Raw genomic sequence first — 21,014 nt, 5'->3', positions numbered from 1 at the left:
AATTTTAGAAGCAATATAGGATTAAAGAATTACAAAAGGCTGTCGAGGCGATTTTTTACTTCTAAGAAGTCTATCCATGTAAGCTTCTTTTGACTAGGGGTTCTAAGAAGGTAAGCTGGGTGGAAAGTTGGCATAACAGGTATTTTTATATTATCCTCGCTTTCATAGATATGCCATTTCCCTCTTGTTCGGATAATCCCATTTTGAGATCCAGTAAGAAACTGTGCAGCAACGCCTCCTAGTGCTATAAGAACACGAGGACGCGCTAAATAAATGTGCCGTTCAATAAAAGGGCGGCACAAGGCAACTTCTCTTGGTGTTGGTGTACGATTTCCTGGCGGACGCCAAGGAATAGTGTTGGCAATGTAAACATTATTTCTTGTTAAGCCAATTGATGCGAGGATTTTATTAAGCAACATCCCGGCTTTTCCCACAAAAGGAATTCCTTGTATATCCTCGTCTCGTCCTGGTGCTTCGCCTATAAGCATCAGGGGGCTTCCTGCTGTTCCATCTGAAAAACAGGTATTTTTTGCTGTCAATTTTAATGAACAGCCATTAAATGCAAGGAGAGCAGATTTTAATTCATCAAGTGTCTTTGCACTTTTTGCACTCTCTATAGCTGTGGATTCATTTTGTATAGTCCTAGAGTTATGCAGCTGATGATGATCTAATTTTACGGTTGGAGATGTTTTGGGAGATGCTTGTTGATTATGAGAAATGTTCACGACAGATATTAATTTTCTCTCTGAACAAGCAGACTGCTTAAAACGATCAATAGGAAAATCTGTCAGAACGGCATCCGCACCACTTTCTTTATAAAAGTTTAAGAGTTCTTCATAGGAAATTGAGCATGGTGTTTGATTTAACATTTTATTTTTTCTAATGATCTAGCGATTATAGATCAAACAAAATTATCCTTCAAGTTTTATTAAATGTATTCGCTAGCCATTAATGTATAAGAACGCTGATAGGATTCTCTCTTTTCACAAAAAAGGCAAATCGTAAAATGCGAATGTTCGCGATTATATACATCTTTAAATGTACAATTTGTTTAAATTGCGCTATTTCAACTTTTTAAACAGACTAAACTCACTCATACTAAAAGAATTTTTTACTGAATGCAAGTGGTGTGATAATATTTTTTATCATTATATTCTATATTTAATACTTAATGAAAATGAATTTTGTAGTATTTTATTTATAGGATTAATTATAAATTTTATATTATTATATTTTTTTAATAACTTTTATTAAAAAAATTAAATATATTAATTGAAATATATAAATATTACTTTTATATGAGAAAATACTAAGACGTTATAAACTATTTTTACAATGGGTTAAAAGCAATGTGTGGATATATGCTTTTGCTTTTTTTACAGCTGAAATGAGAGGTTCATTTAATGCTAAATGCGCTGCAATAGCGCTTGAGAGAATGCAACCTGTTCCTCGCATTGTTCCTTTTAAACGTGGAGTAGAGATATTTATGACTTCAGTTTTGTCAATGAAGCTATCAATTGCAAGAGGCCCCTCTGCATGTCCCCCTTTTACTAAAATAGAGCGAGCTCCCAATGACAAAAGTTTTTTTGCTTGTTGTATTGCTTGCTTATCATGAGATGCCAATGGACTGTGGCTAAGAAGAGCGAGTTCTTCTCTATTCGGTGTTAAAAGATCAACATGAGGAAGCAGTTTATCGATCATCGTGTCGATGATTGTTTCCGTTATTAGTTTTCCTCCTGATGAAGCGACAAGTACAGGGTCCAAAATAACTGGAACATGGGGATAGTCTTTGAGTACGTTACAGATTGCTGCTATAATTGCTTTTGTCCCCGTCATACCGATTTTTATTGCGCTTATTGGATTTGCTTCTAGGGCAGCACGCATTTGCGCAGCGACGAGGTCCCCACGCATTGGAATGATTTCGACAACGCGATTATCATCTTGTACGTTAACACAAGTAATTGCTAAATTTGCTTTTATTTGAAAATGTGCAGAGGTTTCTATATCACGAACAATACCAGCACCTCCTGTTGGATCAGTGCCCGCAACAATAAGAATAGAAGGTATCAACGCCATGTTTGTGTCACTTTTATCCACTGCTGTACACGCTCTTCTGGTTTTTTATGGAGGATAATATCAGTCACAACAGCAGCACTATTTGCTCCTGCTTTTAAAACACCCACTGCGCGTTCTGGTGTTAAACCACCAATACCCACCAAAGGTAAAGCACCAATCCGCTTTCTCCATTGTTTGATTTTTTCTAGTCCTTGCGGCATCCATTTCATTTTTTTTAAGATTGTCGGATAAATAGGACCAAGTGCAATATACTCAGGATTAGCAGAGAGTGCGATATCCAATTCATGTTCATCATGTGTACTAAGACCAACTTTTATACCACTTTTACGAATTGCGTGAAGATCAGCATTGCTTAGGTCTTCTTGTCCCAGATGAATAAAATTACACTTTTCATCAATTGCTATTTCCCAATGATCATTAATAATTAATTGTGCTCCCAATTTATTGCATATGTTTTTTGCACGCTTGATATGTTGACGGATTATTTGTTGATTTTCATGTTTCATACGCAATTGTACGAGCTTGATACCAAGAGGAAGCAAACGTTCAATCCAATCAGCGTTATCAACGATGAGGTAAAATGGATCCAGTTTCATGAAAATACCGCTTTTCCAATGATTGGTGTTGAAGGGACTGCTACATTGCGTGCTTCGATCATGCCAGCTTTATATCCCATACGTCCTGCTTGAACAGCTTTAGAAAATGCTTCAGCCATTAAGACAGGATCACCTGCTTTAGCAACTGCGGTATTAAGCAGTACTGCATCATAACCGAGTTCCATCGCAATAGCGGCATGTGATGGGCGTCCAATGCCGGCATCAATAACAAGAGTAGCATCAGGAAGATAAGCACGGATAGAACGCAATCCATCAGTATTATGAGGTCCTTTGGCAGAACCAATAGGAGCACACCAAGGCATAATAACACGGCAACCAATGTCAAAAAGTTTTTCAGCAACAATGAGATCATCCGTTGTATAGGCAAAAATTTTGAAACCTTCATTGTTTAAAATTTGAGCTGCTTCGATTAAGGAAAAAATATTTGGCTGTAAGGTGTCTGAATTACCGATAATTTCGAGTTTAATCCAAGCTGTTTTAAAAAGATCTCTTGCTAATTGGGCTGTGGTTACGGCCTCTTTAACAGTATAACAACCAGCAGTATTAGGAAGCACTGTTACCCCAAGTTCTTGAAGAAATTTCCAAAATTGTCCACCTTGTTTTCCACCTGCAGTTTCACGGCGCAAGGAAACAGTTACAATTTCCGTATTCGATTTATGAATAGCATCACGAAGGATTGCTGGTGAAGGATATTGCGCTGTACCTAATAGAAGACGGGAAGAGAATTGTCGTCCATAAAGATTCAGCATAATTTTAGCCTCCTTGCATTGGGCTTAAAATTTCAATTTTATCTCCTTCATGCAAGACAAATTGGCTTCGTGCATCTATGGGAACAACTTCAGCGTTAACAGCAGTTGCAAGCCAATTTCCTTCATACCCCAATTCTTCAAGCAAGAGACCGAGAGTCATAACTTCTGTTTGGACTGTTTCACCATTAACAAATATTTGCATGTTTTATTCCAATGCCAATTCCATTGCTCGTTTTGCCATTTCTGGAGACAACAGAAAACCATGTCTATAAAATCCATTAATAGAAATAAAGTTACCATCTTTATGCACAGAAGGGAAGTTATTAGGATAACATGGACGAACACCAACGCCAGATTCAATAATTTCTGCTTCAGCAAAAGCAGGATGTAAAGTATAAGCCGCGTTGAGCAGTTCCATCATTGATCTTACAGAGATTGCACCATCAAAGTCACTTTCAATCATCGTTGCACCAATCATAAAAATATTATCTTGTCGAGGTACAATGTAAAGAGGAAACCGTGGGTGAAGAAGACGAATTGGACGCGAAATTTTAATATCGGTGCAGCGCACGAGAAGCATTTCACCGCGTACGCCCCGTATATTTTTATCTTTTCCTAAACGTGCTATTCCTGTCGCATCAATAACAATATCAAAATTTTTTTCAGCTATTTCTACATCAACAAAACAGGCTCCATTGTTGAGAAGCTTTTCTTTTAAAGCCATAAGTGCTTTGCGAGGATCAATATGGGCTTCATTTTCATAAAAGAGTGCACAGTTAAAACGTTCCGCAAGATCTGGTTCAAGATGAGCTATTTCTGTATTATCTACGGTTTTGTGATTATGCGTACGCACAGAAAATCGTTCAAGCTCTCCTCTATCTCGTGTAGGTGCAACCACTAAAGTGCCTTTTTGTATGACAAGGTTTGGGAGCGTTTTACGCCACCATTGTATAGCTTGTACACCAAGATCTTCAACAATTTGTTCTGCACTTTCCCTTTCACAGTAAGGTGCAAGCATTCCTCCTGCATACCAACTAGCACTTCCTATAGGTGAATGAGGGGGGGCCGATACAGTAACAGAAGCACCTTTTTGCTGTAACATAAAGGCAACTGTTAAGCCGCCTACACCTGCACCTTTGATAAGAATGTTCTTCAACTATTTACTTTCTTTTTTTGAGGAGGAACAATTTCCATATAAAGGTCACCATTTTTCTGATATTTTTCGGCCATGGCGATCATACCTTCCCCTTTTGTTTTTCTTATTGCGGCTGCCTCACGAATATCATGGGAAATACGCATAGAACAGAATTTTGGTCCACACATGGAACAAAAATGCACCAATTTATGGGCTTCTTTAGGCATTGTCTCATCATGAAAGGCACAGGCTGTTTCTGGATCAAGAGAAAGGTTAAATTGATCATGCCATCTAAAATCAAATCGTGCACGCGAAAGAGCATTATCGCGCAATTGTGCTCTAGGTAAACCTTTAGCAAGGTCAGCGGCATGAGCAGCAATTTTATAAGTGATCACACCAGTTTTTACGTCATTCCTATCGGGGAGTCCTAGGTGTTCTTTAGGTGTTACATAACACAACATAGCAGTTCCAAACCATCCAATCATAGCGGCACCAATTGCTGATGTAATATGGTCATAACCAGGAGCAATATCCGTTGTAAGAGGTCCCAAAGTATAAAAAGGCGCCTCATGACAAAGATCTAATTGTTGCTCCATATTTTCTTTAATTTTGTGCATTGGGACATGTCCTGGTCCTTCAATCATAACCTGTACATCCTTTTTCCAAGCAATTTTTGTCAATTCTCCCAAGGTTTTAAGCTCTGCAAATTGGGCCTCATCATTGGCATCGGCAATAGAGCCAGGGCGTAACCCATCTCCTAATGAAAGAGAGATATCATATGTTTTTGCAATATCACAAATTTCATCAAAATGTTCATAGAGAAAGCTTTCTTTGTGATGATGGAGACACCATTTTGCCATAATAGAACCGCCTCGTGAAACAATACCTGTTACACGATCAATGGTCATAGGAATAAATGGTAATCTTAATCCTGCGTGAATGGTAAAATAATCAACACCTTGCTCTGCTTGCTCAATAAGGGTATCACGGAAAATATCCCATGTTAAGTTTTCGGCAATACCCTGTACTTTTTCGAGTGCTTGATACAGAGGAACAGTCCCGATGGGCACAGGAGAATTTCGAATAATCCATTCACGAATATTGTGAATATTTCGACCTGTAGAAAGATCCATAACTGTATCTGCTCCCCAGCGAATGGCCCAAACCATTTTATCAACTTCTTCTTCCATAGATGAAGTTACTGCTGAATTGCCAATATTAGCATTAATTTTAACACGAAAATTACGCCCAATAATCATGGGTTCGCACTCTGGATGATTAATGTTTTGTGGAATAATGGCGCGTCCACAAGCAATTTCATTGCGCACAAATTCCGCAGTATAAATTTCTGGTATTGATCCAGCAAATGTTTCATTTGATGGTACATTCTGCCGTTCTTTTACTACTAATCCTTCATTTTCTCGTATAGCCACATATTCCATTTCTTCGGTAATAATGCCTGCGCGTGCGTAAGCCATTTGTGTAATTGCTTTGCCATTTTTTGCTCGTAAAATAGAACGTTTTTGCTTAAAGGCTGGAGTAAGGTTTTTATCAGAAGTCAATCCATTATCTTCAGGTTTAACTAATCGTGCAGGATAAGTTTCAGTATCATCCCGCTTAGAGAGCCAAGGCAAGCTAATTGCTGGCAGGCCTTTTGTAATATCAATGATCATATCTTTATCTGTGTAGGGGCCAGAAGTATCGTAGACGTTTAAAGGTTTTTCACCACTGCCATCAGCCAGTGAAATTTCACGCAATGGTACGCGCACATCAGAAAAGAGAAGGCTCTGTTGATAAATTTTGCGTGAAGCGGGAAAGGGGCTACAACTGATTGATGGAGTATTTTTCTGCACAAACTTTTTCCTTATAGACACGGAGTTCAAAAATAGGTTGCGATGTTAATGGAGTTACGATGTTAATGGAGATGTATTCAAATTATCAATCACGAGCATTCAGATGAATAGGGATAGTATTGCTTTGTAGCAAAGAAAACCCAATACAGCCCAAGAAAAGTTATTTTGAAAAACTGATACAATATCTATTCTAATATTTGCATGCCTCCTCCCACTTGAAGTATTTTTGTTAATACGAATATGGTTGGCTTAAATATCTATATTGTCAATCATAAAAATATATTTTAAACGATTTTGGTGTGTTTTTAAGAGTGAAAATAGATATTATGAAGTGATAAACTATGATATTGAAGCTTTTATAAACCAGAATAAAGTTAAAAACGGATTATCAGGGAAAAGTAGATAGTTTATGGCTTTGATTGAGATTTTTTTCATATTAAAATAATAACTCAGAATACCATAAGATCCTCTCATCATATATCTTTTCGTATAAAAACACTTCCTTGCACGTCATAAGTGGGAGCGTATGGGGCAAAGCACTTGAAGAAAGGAAGCCAAATGTCATTTAATGAACATTCTAAGATGTGAGGCTGTCAAAACGTGGGAGCCAACAAAATGTATGATGGATTCCACTTGTATCTTCAAAAGCTTAAAGCTGATGATCTATAATGGCTTGCTATTGTATCATTGACGTGCGCTGTCGTAAAATGAAAGGAGTATATTTTGAGCAATATTTCTTAAAAAGTGCGTAATATGCAATATCATTATATTTTGTTTGGGGCATTCTATTCTTCATGAGGGGGATGTTCGCATTAAAAATGCGATAAATAAAAGCGAGAAACAATACCTAATCTTTATTATAAAAATAATATTGCCTTGAATTAAGAAGAACACCAATAATTGCAAGATGTTGTTTAGAATGATTTATTGTTCTTGCAAAAAAAATATACATATAATAATATATAGAGGGGGATGTGCTAAGTGTGGGAGGGGGAAAGTTGGTTATGGGGCGTTTAATAAACAAGGATATTGTTCATAAAAATTGGGGGAGGGGCTGGGTTATGCTTTTTAATTTTTTCCGGATCGGATACAACCTTCAAATTTTGTGAAGGTGTGTGATATTTAATATTTCAAAGTATTTTATTTCCAGTTTAATGAAAGTGTGGAGCAAATGTCCATATTGAATATATTCTCTGTGATACATTTAGATTGAACAAAAGCTTATTCAAAAAAACATTGGTGCTAATCTTGTGACACAATTTCAGAAATCAATTGAATAAAATAGAACAAAGTATCTGCATGTGAATAAAAACATAATGAAGCATGCAAAAAATTTGAAGCTAATTTTTAAAGTTTTAATACAAATGATAGCCAAAAGATAGAATTTCTTTGTTTAAAATATATGGTATAAAATATCGACGAGATAGATTTAAACTATTGAAAAAAATAAAAAAAGATAATGTTTAAGTCAGAAACTTTCTATGTGGATGATAAGTTATTACATTCAGTAATGGTTATATGAAATCCATAATAAGAAAAATTTTGGAAGTATTTATAAATTTTGCAACAAGATGCAAGATTGAAAAAATAATTATATAACAACAGCAAAGCAACAAAACAAGATATTAAGTAACATCAGATGAGGTGGTTACATTATACATTAGAAGAGAAAGCATTAATACTAATGTTATGAAAAGCGTCTGGTGAATTTAGGTTATAAAATTGGAAGGAGTGAAGAGAGATAAAATGCGTAAATAAGGATGGTGCAGTGGTTATGATGTACCAATAAACAGCGGCAGCACATTTTAGTGCACAGAACGAGAAGTTGTTAGAAAAACTATGAAAATAATGGGGGATTTAAAATGTCTAATATCTATGATTGGTCTCTAAAGGCTGATGAAAATGCTTATTCAGATAGTATCATTAATTGGGCAGAAGGACAGCCGCCTAGTTCTGTTAATGATAGTGCACGGGCGATGATGCAGCGTGTGCGCGAATATCTTGCAGATAATGGTGGGTCTATTAATTCAAGCTTTATAGTAAATTTGGAAGATAAAACAACATTAATTACCTTAAAGACAGTTTCGCCTATAAAGAAATACAACAATGATATCGTCATACGTTTTAAAGCTTGTGGTGTAAATATTGGCGTGACAACAATAACTGTTAATAATATAGGAGAAAAGCTTATCTATAAAGCCACTGATGCGGGGATTATACCATTAGAAGGTGGAGAATTTCAAACAGATGGCATTTATGAAATGGTATACAATAATGGTGTTTTAATAAAAGAGCATGAGGGTTGGTATTTATTAAACCCTACACCACCAAAGATAGAAAGTTTCCCCTCTGGATTCATTGCAACATTTGCTATGCAAAATGTGCCAAATGGTTGGCTTTTATGTGATGGTAAGGCCTATAAGCGTGAAGATTATCCGCAGTTATTCGAGGCAATAGGTGATAAATGGGGAAAAGACAGCAATAAAACTTTTAAAGTTCCTGATTTTAGAGGCATGTTTTTACGCGGCTTTGATAATGGTCGGGGTTTAGATGGTGGTAGAAAGTTTGCAGATGAACAACAAGATAGCATAAAATCACATACGCATATTGGGAGTATTGAAAACGCAGGCGAGCATGCGCATAATTTTGAGTATCAAGGGGTAGGATGGCCCGTTGGTGATATTGGGAGACTCCCGAATCATTATACTTATAATACGACCCTGAAAGGGAGAACAGCTTCTGCTGGTGCACATACACACAAGGTAACTCTTTCCCATACGGGTGAGGCAGAAACGCGCCCTGTTAATACAACCGTTGTCTATGCTATAAAATCATGAGTATGTTTAAGTAATAATAATCTATACACCTTGATAATTTTGTTAACGCGGAGCAATTCCGCGTTATTTTTTATGCATATGAAAAGGAAATCTATATTGTTAATAGGATACTTGAGAGAGTCAAAAAACAATTTTAAAATGATTGAAAGAAAGAGTTAAGGATATAATTTATTATAAAAAAAGAAAATCATAACTTTTTTATAATTGTATGATAACATAGGGAAAATGTGTAAAAATCATTTAAACTGTGCCGTGAAGAGATCTGGAGATATATTTTTTCATAAGGTGTTTTGATAGGGAAGGTAATAAAATTATTCAACCTGAGGCATAAAAAAGTACAATATTTTTAGCGTTTTTTTGTGCAAAAATAGCATACCCCTGTATGAGTTAATTCATCTTATAAAGATATTTCTCACCTTGTTGTCAATTTCATTTCTTTGCATTGCCATGGTAGGAGGCTTTATCTGTAAATGATAGTACCCCTTTGAGTGGAATCATCGTTATGCTTGTGAAGCAGCAGAGCAACGCTATTTCTATACTCTCTCCTCATCCCTATATTCCGTATTGTTTTTGCATTAGGGGGCTTACAAGAAGCGTTATTGAGTTTATTTTAAAGTTTTTATTCAATAGGTTAATTCTTTATGATATGCCAATAAACAATTTTTTAATAGAGAGAGAAAAGTAAAAATATCATTGTAAATCAATATTTATTTATACAAAAAGCTAAAATATATGTGTTATAAAGAAAACATTACCATTAAAGTTACAAATAAATCTTTTATGCAGGGGAGAAAGGTACTTGATTTCTATATGGTCCTTAGAAGATATAATAATACATCCGTTATTATAACAAAGGCATTTGTACGCATTTCTTGAATCATTTTTATAAAGATAAAAGTGATAGTAAAGAGTAGGAAAACGCATATTTATGTTGTATAAATTCGTATTATCTAACAGTTTGATAGCAAAACAAAACTTCACATGTTTTTAGTTACGTAAAATCTTGAAAGATTTTAAACTGGTAGTTTTTTCCAAAAATATCTTTAGGGTGCTTGGTCTTCTTTTTTAATGATAGATGACAAAAAGGAGTTCATATAAAAATAAAAAAGATTCTTGAATATTTGCGTGTTTTATTTTGCTATGGACTTTAGTTTTTAGATTGAAGCCGATAGCCTAGAGATCTAATTTCATAGGAGGATGTCGTTTGAGGGAGTATAAAAGGGATATCTTCTTTAGGTAATTCAGAAACGTTTAAAGAACAATGATAAACATTGCGGAGATTTTGTGTTGTCAACACATTAGTTGCATTTCCTTCGCAATAAATCTCACCTTCCTTGAGCAAGATCATGTTATCTGCATAATGTGCCGCGAGATTGAGGTCATGAAGAACAGCAAGAACGCCGCCACCAGAATGAGCAAATTGTTTAGCAATATCCATAACGATGATTTGATGTTGAATATCGAGGCTAGCAATAGGTTCATCTAATATCATCCAGCGAGGAATCCCATTATGAACAGGTTTCCAGACTTGGCAAAGTACACGGGCAAGTTGTACTCTAGCTTGTTCTCCACCTGATAATTGGTGATAATACAGGTTGCCATAATCAGAAAGGTCAACGCACTCTAAAGCTTTCTGGATAAGATTTTGCAATTCGGCTTTGGCAATGCTAAATTGGTTTACAGAAAGGCCAAGCCCTACAACTTCATGGACTAAGAATGGAAATACGAGCGTTGTTGATTGTGGTAGTACAGCGCGCATTTTTGCCATTACATGAGTTTTTGTTTGGCATACATTATAACCATTTAAGGTTATTTTTCCACTGTAAGGAATTTCACCACTCAGAGCTTTGATAAAAGTACTTTTTCCTGATCCATTAGGACCAATAATAATGGTAAAAGCACCACTTTTAGCTTGAAGATTAATGTGTTTAAGAATCTGCTTCTTTCCGCGCTGAACACAAATATTTGTCGCTTCAATCATGAAAAGTCTGTTCCTCGTTTGCATATAAGGATCCATAGAAAGAAAGGTGCACCAAAAAGTGCTGTTACAATCCCAATCGGCAATTCTGCGGGGGCAACAATTAAGCGTGCAAACATATCAGCAAAAATAAGTAATGCTGCTCCCAAGAGAGCAGAGCAAGGAATGAGATAGCGATGATCAGGACCTATGAGCTGACGTAAAATATGAGGAACAATAATACCAATAAAACCAATACCACCACTGACAGCAACAGCACTACCGCACATAAGAGCAACAAGGGGAATAGCAATATTTTTGACGCGTTGAATATGGAAACCAATATGGCCAGCAACAGCTTCTCCAAGAGCAAGGGCATTAAGTGCTCGTGATAAAAAGGGAGAGAAAAGAAGACCAATAACGATAAAAGGGAGAACAAGCCATACTTTCAACCATGTAGCGCCCGCAAGAGAGCCCAGACTCCAAAAAGTGATATCACGCAGTTGTTGGTCATTTGCGACAAAAATCAATGTTCCGACAACAGCACTGCTTAATGCACCAAGAGCAATACCTGCAAGCAGCATGGTTGCAATAGAGGTAAAGCTATTATGCGTTGCTATTATGTAGAGAATAATCGTTGATAAAAGTCCACCAAAAAAAGCACCTATGATAACTTTATAAGGCTCTAGAAAAGGTGCAAAAGAAACAGGAAAAGCAATGCCGACAACAATTGCTAAGACTGCTCCAAGTCCAGCACCTGCTGATACACCTACAATTCCGGGATCTGCAAGAGGATTACGAAAAAGCCCTTGCATAAGAACACCGGAGACAGCTAAGGCTGCTCCAATTAATAATCCCAAGATAACACGGGGAAGCCTTATGTCGATGAGCACGAGGTAATCACGCGTTTTACTACTTAGCGAAAAATCTTGTGTAAGTATCACATGGAGGAGATCAACGAAAGAAACCTTTGCTGCACCATTCAAGAGCCCACCAAAAATACTGAAAATAAGGAATATTATTAAGCTTAATAATAAAATTTTTCCCTGCTTTGAACGGTTTATTTTTTTACCTTCTTTTTCTTTAGGTAAATGCATCTTGGATGTACCGTCTACCATTTTTATCAGCTCTTACCGTTTTGATGTGCACCATAAAGTATCTCAATAAGCTCTCTTGATGCGTCTGCAGTACGTGGACCAAATCCCAAAAAATACATAGCATCCATCTGTTTTATGGCATGATTTTTCGCTGCAGTTGTTGCTTGAACTGCCGGTATGGCTAAAATCTTATCAATGCTGGTTGATCTTGCACCATGTTTTACAAGCAAAATAACATCAGGATCTGATTTCAATAATGCTTCGCCGTTGAGAAGTTTATATCCTTTATAATCGGTGATAGCATTGATAGCGCCTGAAAGTTTGATCATACTATCAGCTGCAGTACCTGTTCCAGATGCCATGACGCGTCCATTTTGCACAGAGAAAACAAAAAGAACACGCTTTGGTGTTGTTACTTTCGCCAAACGCGCATCGTTGTCTAAAAAATTACGCTTCAATTTCTCAATTAACGCCGCGGCTTGCACTTCCCGATGAATGGCTTGACCAACGAGGCGAATCTTTTCTATCACATTTTCACGGGAGTAGTCTTCTGGTATGATCACCAGAGGTATTGATGTTTTTTTGAGAATATCAATTGTTGAAGCGGGACCACTTCCTTCAACAAGCAATATACCCTCTGGAGCAAGTGATAAAACCCCCTCAGGTGAAAGAGCACGCATATATCCAAGCACAGGAAGCTTGAGCGCTTCTTGTGGGTAGACGCTTGTACTATCACGGGCGACAAGTTGATCTTGGGCTCCCAATGCATAGACAATTTCTGTAAGTGCTCCGCCGATAGAAACAATTCGAGCATTTTCAGGAAAACGCGTTGCAGGTTCAGCAATTACTTGTTTAGAAAAACAAGTAAGAGAGAGCAGTAAACACGTAAGAAAAAGGTTTGATAACCTATGTAAAAGAGATATGAACATGTCTAACCTTATCTTATCTTATCTTAGTTACTGCTGTTTTCTTGGCATGATGGCAAACTATTCAATAAAGAACGCCAATCTTCACGTTCTTTTTGACCCTCCTTGCGTACGCCAAAAAATTGAATAACCATCTCATCATCTTTATCGAAAACTTCAAGTGAACTGACATAACCATCACGGGTAGGTTTGCGAACATGCCATACTCTAGCAATCCCAGACGTGAGTAAATGAAGGTCAAATCTTGGATCAAGAACATTAAGCCAAGGTCCCATTTGCTTAATATTTTTTACAGTCCCACTAAAAATTTGAATACACCCTTTATTCCCAACAAAACACATGATTGGCAGTTCTTGTTGTGCGACTTGGTTAAGCATTATTTCAACAGCATTTACCTGTAATTCATCGGCAAATTCATTACCAACATATTTTACAGCATGATGTCGATTAATTTTAAATTCGGAAATAATTTTGTGAAGTTGGTGTACATCTGTCATTTTCCGCCAACGATCCCGAAAACTCTCAATATCCAATTCTGTTATGTCACATTGGGCTGGGAGAGAAACGGGAAGAATGTTAAGAACAGGAGACTGATCTTCAAGAAGGAGCTTTTCAACAAGTTTATTCCACTCTTCCATATTTGTCATATCTTTAGAATAGACCTTTAAAATAGCAACGCCATGTTGATCAAAGAATTGCAGACTTTTTGTAGGTTTTCCAAGAATAACGACATCATATTCAAAACCGAACTTCCATTGTTTTGTAAAAATACGCAAATCAATTTCACCAAGTGTGATAGGAATATGTTCGTTTTGAACAATTTTTTCAAAGCGTCCCGTTATTTCGTGAACAGCATATTCATTGCGAGTTAAGACCATGACGGTTCCAAGTCGAGGTGCATTTTCCAAGAGAGTAGCAACATCAGTTTGTAGCCTTTTTGCTTTTCCAATGGTACAATAAGCCGCAATGAGCTCCGCTTCAGATATACCAATCGAAACCGCAAAATCGCGGTTTCGCATTTCTTTTTTTTCTTCACGCAAACGAAGAATCATTTCAGCTGTATGTGCCATGAATTTACCTTATGTTACTTAACTCAAAAACTAACTTTCAAATTTTACAATTCCAAGGCAATAAATTAAATTCTTTTAAGAGTTCAATCTATCACAAAATAACACTCTATCGCCAACAGCTGAGCAATCAAAAAACGATAAAACAGAAAGAATTAAAACTTTTCTACCAAATCTTTGTAATTTTAAAGATGTTGAAAATAGAAACACAATAATTAATCCTTTTATCAATACGATTTTATTGACCGAATAATTAACAGAAGTGACTAAAACTTTTGTACAAACGACACCTTAAAGTTACGACCAGGCTGGCTATAATAATCTTTTGGTGTTGAACTTTTACCTGAAGGAAGTTCAGATACATTCCAATATTTTGTATTGAAAAGATTATAAACACCGGCTCTTAGAATAGGTCCCGTTTCACCGAATGGTTTCCACCACCCTGTCATATCAACGACATGATATCCTGGAATTTTTTGGTAATCAGATTCTCCGGCTACTTTGTCACGTTTAGCTGCCAAAGTAAGGATAATATCGCTTCCCCAAACCTCTTTTGCATATCCTAATCCGATAACTGCTTTCAAAGGAGGAATTGAGTTAAGATACTCCTTTTTATCAAGATCTTTTCCTTGTGAATAAGCAAGAGCAACATTGCTATGAAAACCATTTTTAAGAACTAAATGGGCTTTTGTCTCAACACCAAAAATTTGCACGTGAAAACGATTCATGTAATGCCGACGCGCAAATCTAAATTCCTCTGATGGCCCTCTATCCTCAGTATCTATGAAATTCTTATATTGATTGAAAAAGGCATTGAAGGAACCACCGAAATTTACATTTCCATACCGTAGACCAACATCATACCCATTGCTTGTTTCTGGTTGAAGATCAGGATTCCCTTTCACGTAATAAGCAGAAGGTTTGATATAAGAGACGTAAAGTTCTGAAATACGTGGTGCACGAAAAGCCTGTGCCCACTGAGCATAGAGCGTTACTTGATTACGAACATCCCACTCCACGCGTAATTTAGGAGAAAAGCGTGAACCACTTCTTTCTGGAGGGAATTTATCAGAAATCAGTGCTTTCTCATAAGAAGGTGTTTTCTGAGGAACATATTTGTACCAATCATACCGGATTCCTGGTGTTATACGAAAACGATCATCAACCAACCCAATTTCATCTTCAAAAACAAAACCTAAATTGTAACCATTTGTGTCTGGTGAATCTGATCGATTAGCAGGAACAAAAAGACATCCCCGAGCGTATTCTTTTATATGACAATTGTCTTTACCTAACAAATAGTGATGAAATTTAGATGACGAAACATTCATTACAAACTTTAACGTATGGTTTATAGTGCCAAAATCCACTTTTTTAAGGGCATCAGCATTGAAACCATAATTGATATTACGCAAGAAATTATCTCTCAAATAATCCCCTTTGGGAGCTGAAACACGAACGCCTGTCATAACGTAACGACTTGATTGCCTTTGCCAATAAAGCTGCCCATTAAACGCATCAAGAACTGCATCACCATTACCATTATAATTATAAGAAAGAGAAAAGCGCTCACGAAGTTTATTATCCTGCTCATAAACGGAACCTGGAGCGTATCTTTTAGACGAATTTAATTCATGTGTGTTACTATTATGACCAAAACGCTCTGCGGTAAAACCAAGGCGGTGATTATCACTCAAATATTGATGAATTTTAAAAAGCAAGTTATTTTTATCAAAGTGAGAAGGGTTTTTGCGCGTGCGTTCCTCATACCCTTCTACTGTTCCCATATTTTTGCGCTCATGACCTTCTACATAAGATCCTTGAAAAAGTAAAAATGTCTGGTAATTACGCACAGCAAAAGCTTGATCGATGCGCCAGCTGTTATCAACAGAATTATAACCACCTTTTATAAGGCTTCCCCAATTCTTTTCTTCCACGATCAGGTCTTCAGGATCAAGGGTACGCAACGCAATGATTCCCCCTAAGGCGCCAGAACCATAAAGACTAGAATCTGATCCTTGAATAGTATCAAACGTAGAAAGAGCATTGAAATCAAAAGTTGTGTTTCCACCTCCACCACGGAATATATCATTAAACCATGGAAGAGAAATACCATCCATTGTCATAAGAACACGGTTTGCATCTAAACCCCGAATAACGAAACTGTTATTTTCTGAGTTATAGGATACGGAAGGATTAAGACGACTCACATCATAAACATCAGTTATTTGTCTTTCATCAATATTCTTGTTGGTCTTACGATCAGTCAGAATGGTTATTGAATTTGAAACATCTTCTATTTTTTTTCCTTTAATAAGGATTGGTTTGAGTTCAGTGACAGCACTTCCATCTTTATTTTGTGCAAAAACAAATGAAGGTATACAGACCGATAATGCACTTAAAATTACACAGCTTTTATAGATATTTTTTCGTCTTATTTGCATAACACATCATAACCCTTTTAAACATCCCCTCTCTGTTTTGAAATTTTTTAATACAAAAAGGCTGGACTCACTGATTAAAACTTGCCAGCCAAGTAGGAATGATTTTGACAACGTCACAAAATCATTAGAAGACCATATTAAACATGACAAAATCAGTCAAGAAAAAAGTTGCAATTTCAAAATAGCCTGTTTTAATGAGATTGAACACCAATATTAAGCTTAAAATAGTGGCAGAAGAAACGATGATTTTTGCAAATACGAAACAATTATTAACTCTTTGGATTGGTGCATTTATTGGGGCTTTCTTTTTGCATGTATTATTGGCAGCACAGTTTTATTTTCAAAGTACTGGTATAAGTAATGGTTTGCTCTCGTCGGAGATTATGCTGACTTTTATGCAAGAAACTGTATATCCGGATGTTGATACAGACTTGCCAGATATTCATAGAGAGTTGGATATTAATACAGAGCAAGAAGTATTACAGTCTGATCTCCTAGAGCAGGAGTCAGAAGGATTGGAATCCGTGGATGAAGTTCAATCGGAAGAACCTCAGCATATAGTAGAACAAGATGACTTAAAGCCTTTGGAAGAACCCCTACCTCAAAAAGTGGAGCATAAAGCGTTTATCAAAAAAACAATACCGATGCCAAAGGCTGTAGTAAAGCGCTCCAATGCAAAGGCGGTACGTTCTTCTTCCATCAACAAGGGCGGCGGGACAGCAGGGCTTGAAGATATGTTGTTAATGGAGTGGTTAGCAAAGGTACAGTCACAATTAGAAAGACAAAAAAATTATATTGTGGGACAGCGCACCAATCGTACAAAAGGAACGGTGAAGTTAGAATTTATGGTGCATGAGCAGGGGAGTATTTTTTCTAGTCGTGTAGTAGTCTCTGCTGGTGACCCGGAACTTGATCGATTAGCGATGGCAGCCCTTCGACGCGTTGGTTCTTTTCCACCACCACCACCATCAAAAGTGAATAAAACAATTAGAGTATCCCTAATATTTAGCTGATTTTTATGCGGGGCGCTTTCTTATAATATATTGATTTATAATGATTGTTTATAATTTTAATGAAAGTTCAAATATAATTTATTCGAATTTTTTTGATGTTGAATCAATCAAAACCATCCGCTTACTTATGATACAAGTTGAGGAGGAGCATGGATAAAAAACTTCTAAAAAGCAGTGAATATACTTCTTATGAGTGCTCTAAATGAAAGGGCTTTTGCAACATTGGGAGTTAAGGGATGATAGAGCTATAGCTTTTATTAATTAAAGGTTAATCGTGTCTAATCGATTTTTATACCATTCGTGAGAGGATTTTCGTAAGTACTTTTCAGATACACCGTTGTGAAATGGACTTAGAAACATTAAAATAAAAGAGGAATTATAAATAAGAAAAACATACTATTTTGGGATGCTCTGTTTTGTGTGAAGGATGTGAGCTTATATGTAAAAATGAGAAAAAAAAGCAAAGTTTCATCTTCATCATTAAAAGATATTGACATATTTCAAAGTCGTAGAACCGAATGAAAGGGAAGGGGCAGAAGAGAATTGTTTGTCTTTAAGGCTTTCTAACTCAATGAGTCTGTCTTTCTGTTATCAGAGATAATCCAAACGATATATATAATAACGTGCTCTTATTTGGTATAGAAATGTTATAAGCAGGAAAAATAGTCTTAAAAGATGCTGTTTCACAAGATTTGAATATTGACTAATAAGCAACAGTAAAAGGATGAGCTATTTGTTTCACTCTTCTCTTATATTTGTAATCTCTATGATATTGTCGTCTATGTTGAGAAGAAATGAATTATTTGTACTACCTGTTGATTTATAATGATAATTCATCATTTCGAATTTATTAATACTGAATCAATTAAAATTACTTTCTTATACGTCCTAAGAAAGTGGGTATGGTACTATTTAAAAAGGAATAAAAACACTTCTTATCAACGCTTTCAAATGCTATTTGGGAAGTTAAGGCATATTATTTCCGTCGACCAGAAAGCAAGTCGGTTTTTATATCTATTTTCCCAGTGAGTCTTGCTTTGTAGACACCATAATTTTCCATGACACGCATCACGTAATTACGTGTTTCTGTATAAGGAATACGTTCAATCCAATCAATGACGTTATCGAGAGATTGACCTCGAGGATCGCCATAACGTTTTATCCATTCATTGACTCGACGGGGACCCGCATTATAGCCAATAAGAGTTAGTATATAGGATCCATTAAAACGTTCTAATTGTTCATTGAGAAAATGAGCACCTAATGTTGCATTATAATGAGCATCACTGCTAAATTTTTTAGGAGACCATGCGATTGAGTATTTTTTTGCCAGTGCTTTTGCTGTTGTAGGAAGCAATTGGAGTATACCTTGTGCACCTGCTTTTGATATGGCTGTTGGATTAAATTCGCTTTCTTGGCGTGCAATGGCATAGATAAGCGATTTTTCTTCTACAGAAATATTAGCAGAAGCTGGTATAGCTCCCAGAGGATGAGAGAGTGCACCGACATTTTTCCCCTGAAAAACAGCCATTTTTCCAATTTTGAGGCTGGTATAATAGTCTCCATTTTTTTCTGCCATAACAGCCAGAAGAGCTAATTCACCGGGGCTTTCTATTTTTTTTCCGAGCTCTCTATAAAAAATTTTAGCAAAATCAGCATAGCCGGCTGCTTCAAGACGTTGAATTGCTTTGATCGCTTTTCGTGCACTAAAATGTTGTCGCTCAGCGGTTGTTGGTTTGGGAAAGAAAACTTTAAGCTTTTTTTGGTTGAGTCGTGCAGCGGCTAATTGACCATAGTAAGTTGCACCAAAATGAGCTGCGCGATGAAAGTATTGCTGGGCATTTTGATGTTCTTCTAGCGTTTCTGCTGTTCGTCCCATCCAGTAATATCCACGTGATGCATAAAAAGGTAAAGAAGAGAGTTGAGGAATACGTGAAAAATGCTGCATTGCCAATTTAGGGTTATGAAGAAACCGTAGTGCATACCACCCTGCATGAAACTCAGCATCGACGGCTAATGCAGATGTTATACCAGTGTGCATTGCAACAAGTTGATAAGCAATTTTTGGTTTGTTTAAATCGAGCATTTCACGAGAAAGGGCGCGTTGTTCTTTCCACAATGAATGAGGGTTCATAAGGCGGAATGCATCTTTTGATGTTTTCATCATGAGTGCTGCTGCTGCATCATATTGCTCTGTTCGTCGAAGATGGCGTATTCGAGCAAACTGAAAAAGAGGATCTTTTTGCCATGATCTCTCTACAGCTTTTAATTTTTGTGTAGCTCTAGGATCATTTTTTTCAACGGCCACAAAAGCATTAAAAAGAGATTGAGCATGGGCTAATTTTGCAACGCGTGCTGCTGAATCAAAACGATGTGCATAGAGCATAAACTGCATGCGTCTCAAATGATCAATAGGTTTTAATGCAGCGTTTGCATTTTTAAGAACAAATACTTCTTCTTTTGCATTAAGCTGTGTTTTATGCCACCATGGCGCAATAACGTGTTGAGCACGAGTGGTTTGTCCCGTTGCGATAAGTGCTTTAGCGAAGAGAGCCATCCCTTGTGCTGTTTGGGGCGGGTGATGAGAAAATTTTTGGATGATTGCGCGTGTGACGTTGGTTTCGTTAAGAAAAGCACGTTCAGCATTGCGTTGCATCGTTTCTATACCGGGCCATCCTTTTAGCTTGTTGATTGCATTAAATATTTCAGAACTGGGTATATTAGCTTGGTTTGACACCCCCAGCGCCCATGTCAAAATATGACGATCAAGGCTATGTTTTTCCATTGAATTACGAAGATTTATTGTTTTTGCAATATTGTTGTTTGCTAGTGCATCTAGCCCAGTTTTCAGTTGCTGAAGTGTAGCAGTATTGTGTGATGTAGTGTGTATCTGTTGAAGAGATTCTTGAGCTTCTTTTGCGGTAAAGGGAGTAGGGCGAACCAAAGGGATTGGTACTTTCCCTTGCAAAAGGGGTGTTTGCGCGTATGCACTTGAAAATAAAATTCTTATTGCCAGTATAAGTGTAGTAAAGGTTGATACGAAAAGAGAGGTGGATAATACACGCATAGAGAAAAGACCTTGAGACCTTGCTTTTTGTAAAAACTTAAGGATTTATAGAACACAAGCATGAAAAACGCGTTAATATAGACGGCTTATTTTAAAGAAATGTTCAACATTTAAGGAGGGACATTTTCATCTTATGGGGGCTTTTTTTGAAATTCATCTTGCTTCAATGATAGAGC

15 protein-coding genes are annotated in these 21,014 nt (G+C 36.7%); 2 read left to right on the top strand and 13 right to left on the bottom strand.

The window, feature by feature from the left end; genetic code table 11:
* Positions 1 to 29: 29 nt before the first annotated feature.
* The 7 genes from ACFINX_RS01560 to thiC all read right to left on the bottom strand — a co-directional run bounded on the left by ACFINX_RS01560 (position 30) and on the right by thiC (position 6,430).
* Positions 30 to 869 (bottom strand): uracil-DNA glycosylase family protein, encoded by an 840-nt coding sequence (locus ACFINX_RS01560; RefSeq protein ID WP_273791211.1) that lies wholly within the window; start codon positions 867 to 869, stop codon positions 30 to 32.
* 448 nt (positions 870 to 1,317) lie between these two features.
* The gene (locus ACFINX_RS01555; RefSeq protein WP_375638083.1) at positions 1,318 to 2,076 is read right to left on the bottom strand and encodes a hydroxymethylpyrimidine/phosphomethylpyrimidine kinase; all 759 of its coding nucleotides are present in this window, start codon (positions 2,074 to 2,076) and stop codon (positions 1,318 to 1,320) included.
* Positions 2,067 to 2,672 (bottom strand): thiamine phosphate synthase, encoded by a 606-nt coding sequence (locus tag ACFINX_RS01550; RefSeq protein WP_375611199.1) that lies wholly within the window; start codon positions 2,670 to 2,672, stop codon positions 2,067 to 2,069. Before ACFINX_RS01550 ends, ACFINX_RS01555 begins: the two co-directional genes overlap by 10 nt.
* Positions 2,669 to 3,442, bottom strand: coding sequence for a thiazole synthase (locus tag ACFINX_RS01545; RefSeq protein WP_375629378.1), 774 nt, complete (start codon positions 3,440 to 3,442; stop codon positions 2,669 to 2,671). The genes ACFINX_RS01550 and ACFINX_RS01545 overlap by 4 nt, the downstream gene beginning before the upstream one ends.
* A gap of 4 nt (positions 3,443 to 3,446) precedes the next feature.
* Positions 3,447 to 3,644 carry a sulfur carrier protein ThiS gene (thiS, locus tag ACFINX_RS01540; RefSeq protein ID WP_273791115.1) on the bottom strand — a complete coding sequence of 66 codons (198 nt, stop codon included), beginning with the start codon at positions 3,642 to 3,644 and terminating at the stop codon, positions 3,447 to 3,449.
* A 3-nt stretch (positions 3,645 to 3,647) separates the two neighbouring features.
* A complete protein-coding gene (gene thiO, locus ACFINX_RS01535; RefSeq protein ID WP_375631685.1) occupies positions 3,648 to 4,598 on the bottom strand; it encodes a glycine oxidase ThiO in 951 nt (316 codons plus the stop codon).
* A complete protein-coding gene (thiC, locus tag ACFINX_RS01530; RefSeq protein ID WP_375668210.1) occupies positions 4,595 to 6,430 on the bottom strand; it encodes a phosphomethylpyrimidine synthase ThiC in 1,836 nt (611 codons plus the stop codon). The genes thiO and thiC overlap by 4 nt, the downstream gene beginning before the upstream one ends.
* A 1,862-nt stretch (positions 6,431 to 8,292) precedes the next feature.
* Between thiC and ACFINX_RS01525 the strand changes: the two genes are divergently transcribed.
* Positions 8,293 to 9,267 carry a tail fiber protein gene (locus ACFINX_RS01525; protein WP_375612960.1) on the top strand — a complete coding sequence of 325 codons (975 nt, stop codon included), beginning with the start codon at positions 8,293 to 8,295 and terminating at the stop codon, positions 9,265 to 9,267.
* A 1,147-nt stretch (positions 9,268 to 10,414) separates the two neighbouring features.
* Here ACFINX_RS01525 and ACFINX_RS01520 read toward each other — a convergent pair.
* The 5 genes from ACFINX_RS01520 to ACFINX_RS01500 all read right to left on the bottom strand — a co-directional run bounded on the left by ACFINX_RS01520 (position 10,415) and on the right by ACFINX_RS01500 (position 16,758).
* The gene (locus tag ACFINX_RS01520; RefSeq protein WP_375629313.1) at positions 10,415 to 11,248 is read right to left on the bottom strand and encodes a heme ABC transporter ATP-binding protein; all 834 of its coding nucleotides are present in this window, start codon (positions 11,246 to 11,248) and stop codon (positions 10,415 to 10,417) included.
* Positions 11,245 to 12,342 (bottom strand): FecCD family ABC transporter permease, encoded by a 1,098-nt coding sequence (locus ACFINX_RS01515; RefSeq protein WP_375668209.1) that lies wholly within the window; start codon positions 12,340 to 12,342, stop codon positions 11,245 to 11,247. Before ACFINX_RS01515 ends, ACFINX_RS01520 begins: the two co-directional genes overlap by 4 nt.
* 5 nt (positions 12,343 to 12,347) lie before the next feature.
* Complete coding sequence (locus tag ACFINX_RS01510; RefSeq protein ID WP_375649502.1) at positions 12,348 to 13,250, bottom strand: hemin ABC transporter substrate-binding protein; 903 nt, start codon at positions 13,248 to 13,250, stop codon at positions 12,348 to 12,350.
* 23 nt (positions 13,251 to 13,273) lie between these two features.
* Complete coding sequence (locus ACFINX_RS01505; protein ID WP_375611207.1) at positions 13,274 to 14,317, bottom strand: hemin-degrading factor; 1,044 nt, start codon at positions 14,315 to 14,317, stop codon at positions 13,274 to 13,276.
* Between the two features lie 263 nt (positions 14,318 to 14,580).
* Positions 14,581 to 16,758 (bottom strand): TonB-dependent hemoglobin/transferrin/lactoferrin family receptor, encoded by a 2,178-nt coding sequence (locus tag ACFINX_RS01500; protein WP_375668208.1) that lies wholly within the window; start codon positions 16,756 to 16,758, stop codon positions 14,581 to 14,583.
* A gap of 242 nt (positions 16,759 to 17,000) precedes the next feature.
* On the opposite strand from ACFINX_RS01500, the gene ACFINX_RS01495 reads away from it, so the two are divergent.
* Entirely contained in the window at positions 17,001 to 17,771 is a 771-nt protein-coding gene (locus ACFINX_RS01495) for an energy transducer TonB (protein ID WP_375668234.1), read from the top strand.
* 976 nt (positions 17,772 to 18,747) lie between these two features.
* Here the strand turns inward: ACFINX_RS01495 and ACFINX_RS01490 are convergent.
* Positions 18,748 to 20,838: a lytic transglycosylase domain-containing protein gene (locus ACFINX_RS01490; protein ID WP_375668207.1), complete on the bottom strand. Its 2,091-nt coding sequence runs from the start codon at positions 20,836 to 20,838 to the stop codon at positions 18,748 to 18,750.
* Positions 20,839 to 21,014: the final 176 nt, after the last annotated feature.

This window comes from Bartonella sp. AP36NXGY (genome assembly GCF_042195865.1).
Classification (GTDB): Bacteria; Pseudomonadota; Alphaproteobacteria; order Rhizobiales; family Rhizobiaceae; genus Bartonella.
Note: the sequence above shows the minus strand (reverse complement) of the source record. Positions and strands in the feature narration are given on the sequence as shown.